This is a genomic window from Streptomyces sp. UH6 (assembly GCF_013421635.1).
In the GTDB taxonomy this organism is placed as follows: domain Bacteria; phylum Actinomycetota; class Actinomycetes; order Streptomycetales; family Streptomycetaceae; genus Streptomyces; species Streptomyces abyssomicinicus.
Genome location: NZ_JACADT010000486.1, coordinates 1 through 4,214, shown reverse-complemented (window position 1 = coordinate 4,214; position 4,214 = coordinate 1). Strand labels below are relative to the sequence as shown.

The window sequence follows — 4,214 nt, the reverse complement described above, 5'->3', positions numbered from 1 at the left end:
CCGTGTCTCGGCGGCGTCCAGGGCGGCCGCCCAGTCCTCGCCGTGCGCCGCGCCGGGGTCCACGTCGAGCGGGCCGTACGCCTCCAGCCAGGAGACCTCGCTCTCCGCGTCGAGCTTGACGTGCTCCAGCTGGGTGCGGGCGAGCCCGGCCTGTATCTCGCAGTAGCCGCCGGTGCCGGGTTCGGTCAGCCACTCCTGCCAGCGGCGTCCGCCGGGGCCGCCGCCCCACACGAAGAGCTTGCGGCCGCGCAGCACGTCCGTGGACGTCTGGGCCAGGCCGTGGCCGGCGTCGTCGAGGGCGGCGATCCACCGGCGGCGGCCGTCGGGAACGTCGTAGAAGTAGTCGGCGGGGAAGACGCTGTTCAGCGGGCGGGTCCGGTCCACGCCCTCGTACGCGGGCACGGTCACCTGCCGCAGCCGGCGGTGGTAGCCGAAGTGCCAGGCCGAGTCGGCGGGGGCGAGCACCCGGCGCTCCTCGGGGACGGCGATGTTGGACCACCAGTAGGTGGGCACCGGGCGCTCGTGCGGGTTGCGTATCCGTACACCCACGTAGAGGTAGTCCGAGCCGTCCGGCAGCCACAGGTCGACCTGGAACGGCAGGTCACGCAGCCGTTCCCACTCCCACAGCCTCAGCATCACGCCGCCGTCGGGCGCGGTGACCCGGGCGGCGTGCAGCGGGGAGCAGGAGAGCGCGGTGTGGCCGGTGGCGCCGATGTTCCACTCGACCCCGCCGGAGTACCAGGCGCCGTTGAGCGCGAAGCAGGCGGGCTGGAGCACCGGGTTGCGGTACAGCAGTTCACGCCCGGTGGGCTTGTGGACCAGGGAGGCGATCCGGCCGCCCAGGGTGGGCAGCACCGTCGCGCGGAGTCGGTCGTTCTCCACGACGATCGCCTCCACCGGCCGTGGGGCGCGTCGGCGGTCGTAGCCGTCGCGGACGCGCTCCGGGAGCAGCCCGGTGAGCGGGGCGTAGCCCATCTGCCGGGCCATGTCCCGCGGCAGACCCTTGCGGTCCCGGTCCTCGACCTGGTGCACCTCGTCCAGCGGTCGCAGCGGCGGCAGCGGGTTGTCGGGGCCCAACTCGGCGGCGGGCAGCGTCAGTACCTCACGGCGGATCGTCGTCACGCGACCATGGAAGCGGGCGGACGGCGATCGCGCCAGAGGCCGGCGTGGTTCGGCCCCCGGCCCTCCGGCCGCCGGTTCGTCACGCGGGGACCATCTCCGCGGTGATCGCCCAGCGTTCGTGGTCGCGCCACGCGCCGTCGACGTGGAGCATGCGCGGGGAGAAGCCCTCCTTGGCGAACCCGGCGCGGCGTGCGAGGGCGACGGAACGGGCGTTGCCGGGCTGGACGTTGATCTCCAGCCGGTGGAGGTCGAGCGGCGGTGCGAAGGCGTGCCGGACGAGGGCCTTGAGGGCGTCGGTCATCAGGCCGCGGCCGGCGGCGTGCGCGAAGGCGCCGTAGCCGAGGGCGCCGCTGCGGAAGGCGCCGTGCACGATGTTGTTGATGTTCACGTAGCCGGCGATGGCGCCGCCGTCCGCGCGGTCGCAGATCAGGTACCCCTCCTTGTCGGGGCTCTCGATCAGCCGCGTCGCGTACTCCAGGTACGCGGAGGGGCTGTCCGGGGGGAACAGCCACGGGCGGTGCAGGTCCCGGCTCTGCCGCGCGCGGGCGGTGAACTCGGCCTCGTCGGCGAGGGTGAAGGGGCGCAGACCGATCCGGTCGGTCACGGCCAGATAGGACACCTCGGGCATGAAGATCACCTTACCGCCGCGCCGGGCGTGCGCCGGCCCGGCCACACGTCTCGCTCTCACCCGTACCGGCCACTCCATCCGGCGGGGCGGCGTCAGGCCAGGGCCGGGCGGTCCAGGGTGAGGGTGCGCGCCTCGGTGTCGAGTTCGGCGCGGACGCCGAAGGGGATCGTCAGCGCCCCCTCGAGGTGGCCGAAGCCGAACTCCTCGGCGACCGGCACGCCCAGGCCGCCCAGCCGGTCGGCGAACAGGGCCCGCAGCTCCTCGTAGGGGCCGCACCTGTGCCAGGAGCCGAGCGCGACACCGGCCACGCCGTCGAGCCAGCCGGCGCGCAGCAGCTGGGTGAGGATGCGGTCGAGCCGGTAGCGCTCCTCGTCGATGTCCTCGATCATCAGCAACCCGCCCCTCGCGCCCGTCCGCGCGTGCGGGGTGCCCAGGTCCGCGGCGATCAGGCTGACGCAGCCGCCCAGGGTGACCCCGCTCGCCCGTCCCGGGACGAGGGCTCCGCCCGAGCCCTGGATCACGCGCGTCGACTCCGGTGCGAAGAGGGTGGCCCGCAGGTGCTCGCGGGCCCGCTCGTTCTTCAGGAAGTCGATCGCCCCTGCCATGGGGCCGTGGAGGGTGACCAGGCCCATGCGGGTCGCGAACGCCTCGTGCAGCGCGGTGATGTCGCTGAACCCGACGAACACCTTGGGCCCCGCCGCGCGCAGGGCGGACCAGTCGAGGAGGTCGACCATGCGCTGTGCGCCGTAGCCGCCGCGGGCGCAGATCACCGCGTCCACGGCCGGGTCGCACCAGGCGGCCTGGAGGTCGGCGGCCCGGTCGGCGTCGGACCCGGCGAGGTACTCGAACTCCGGGTGGCGTCCGAGCACATGGGGCATCACCACCGGATCGAGCTCCCAGCCGCGCAGCAGCTCCAGACCTGCCTGGACCCTCTCCTCAGGCACCGGTCCGCTGGGCGCGACGACGGCGACCCGCGCCCCGGGCGTCAGCCGCTTCGGTCTGGTCAGCTCCCGCACGTCGTCCCCTACTTCCGCAGTTCCAGCACCGGCACGCCCGGCGCCTCGAAGCCGAACACCTGGGCGTACAGCGAGAGTTCCGACTCCAGGGCGCGGATCATGGTCTCCGCGCGCCGGAAGCCGTGGCCCTCGCCCTCGAAGGCGAGGTAGGCGTGCGGGACCCCGCCGGCCTCACGGATCCGGTCGAGGAACCGTTCGGTCGCGGCCGGCGGGCAGACCGGGTCCTCCAGCCCCTGCAGCAGCAGGAAGGGCGCCCGGATGCGCTCGGGGTGCTCGCCGGGCGAGCGGTCCCGGTACCGCTCGGGGACCTCGGCCAGCGGCCCGACCAGCGACTCCAGGTAGCGGGACTCGAAGTCGTGGGTCTCCCCGGAGGCGAAGGCGGTCAGGTCGAGGACCGGGTAGATGATGGTGGCGCAGGCGTAGACGTCGGTGAAGGCCAGCGAGGCGGCGGCGGTCCAGCCGCCCGCGCTGCCACCGCGCACGGCGAGCCTGCGCCGGTCGGCGCTGCCCTCGTCGGCGAGGGCGAGCGCCGCCGCCGCGCAGTCCTCGACGTCGACCACGCCCCACTGCTCGCGCAGCCGGTTGCGGTACTCGCGGCCGTAGCCGGTGGACCCGCCGTAGTTCACCTCGACGACGCCGATGCCGCGGGAGGTGAAGTAGGCGATCTCCAGGTCGAGCACCATGGGCACCCGGCTGGTGGGGCCGCCGTGCGCCCAGACCACGTACGGCGGCAGCTCGTCCTCGGGGCCGGCGACCTCCGGGTGGTGGGGCGGGTACACGTGGGCGTGCACCTCCCGGCCGTCGGCGGCGGTGAAGACCCGGGCCCGGGGTTCGGGCAGGTAGGCCGGGTCGACGGAGTCCTGGTGGGCGGAGCCGATCACCCGGGCGCTGCCCAGGCGGGTGTCCAGCTCGACCACCTCGAAGGACCGCGTCGGCCCGCCGCCCACCGTGGCGACCCGGTCGCCGTGCACGGCCAGCATGGACGCGCACTCGGTCCAGGGGCCCGCGGCGTCGACCACCTCGCAGGTCTCCGGGTCGAGGACGCCGAGCACCTGCGCGCCACGGCCGTGCAGGACGGCGACCAGTCCGCACTCCAGCGGTGCGAACCAGCGGCTGCCCGGCACCCACAGCGGTCCGCCGAACTCCTCCTCGCGGGGGCAGACCGGCTCGCCGTCGCGGTAGAGGTTCCACCATCCGCCGCGGTCGCTGCTCCACAGCAGCCGGCCGTCGGCGGTCCACTCGACCTGGGCGACGGACTCCTCCTCGCCGCCTGCCACGGTGCGCGGGGTGCCGAGGACGCCGTCGGCCGTGAGGTCGGCGACGAGCAGTTCGGTGCCGTCCCAGGGCATCCGGGGGTGGTCCCAGGCCAGCCAGGCCGCCCTGGTCCCGTCCGGGGAGACGCGCGCGCCGGTGACGAACCGGTGGCCGTGGCCGGAGAGCTCGCGCAG

General features: G+C 74.6%; 4 protein-coding genes. All 4 read right to left on the bottom strand.

Features of this window, described 5'->3' with window-relative positions; all coding sequences use genetic code 11:
* Nucleotides 1-1,122, bottom strand: a 1,122-nt coding sequence (locus tag HW445_RS20495; protein ID WP_180222442.1) for a DUF5107 domain-containing protein, incomplete at its 3' end; no start/stop codon positions are given.
* Between the two features lie 79 nt (nt 1,123-1,201).
* A complete protein-coding gene (locus HW445_RS20490) occupies nt 1,202-1,750 on the bottom strand; it encodes a GNAT family N-acetyltransferase (RefSeq protein ID WP_180222441.1) in 549 nt (182 codons plus the stop codon).
* A 92-nt stretch (nt 1,751-1,842) separates the two neighbouring features.
* Nucleotides 1,843-2,766 carry an LD-carboxypeptidase gene (locus HW445_RS20485; protein ID WP_180222440.1) on the bottom strand — a complete coding sequence of 308 codons (924 nt, stop codon included), beginning with the start codon at nt 2,764-2,766 and terminating at the stop codon, nt 1,843-1,845.
* A gap of 8 nt (nt 2,767-2,774) precedes the next feature.
* Nucleotides 2,775-4,214: LpqB family beta-propeller domain-containing protein (locus HW445_RS20480; protein WP_180222439.1), on the bottom strand; the 1,440-nt coding region annotated here is incomplete at its 5' end.

Excerpts from the sequence above, each read along its gene's own strand:
- HW445_RS20490 (WP_180222441.1), bottom strand. The coding sequence starts at position 1,750 with ATGCCCGAGGTGTCCTATCTGGCCGTGACCGACCGGATCGGTCTGCGC.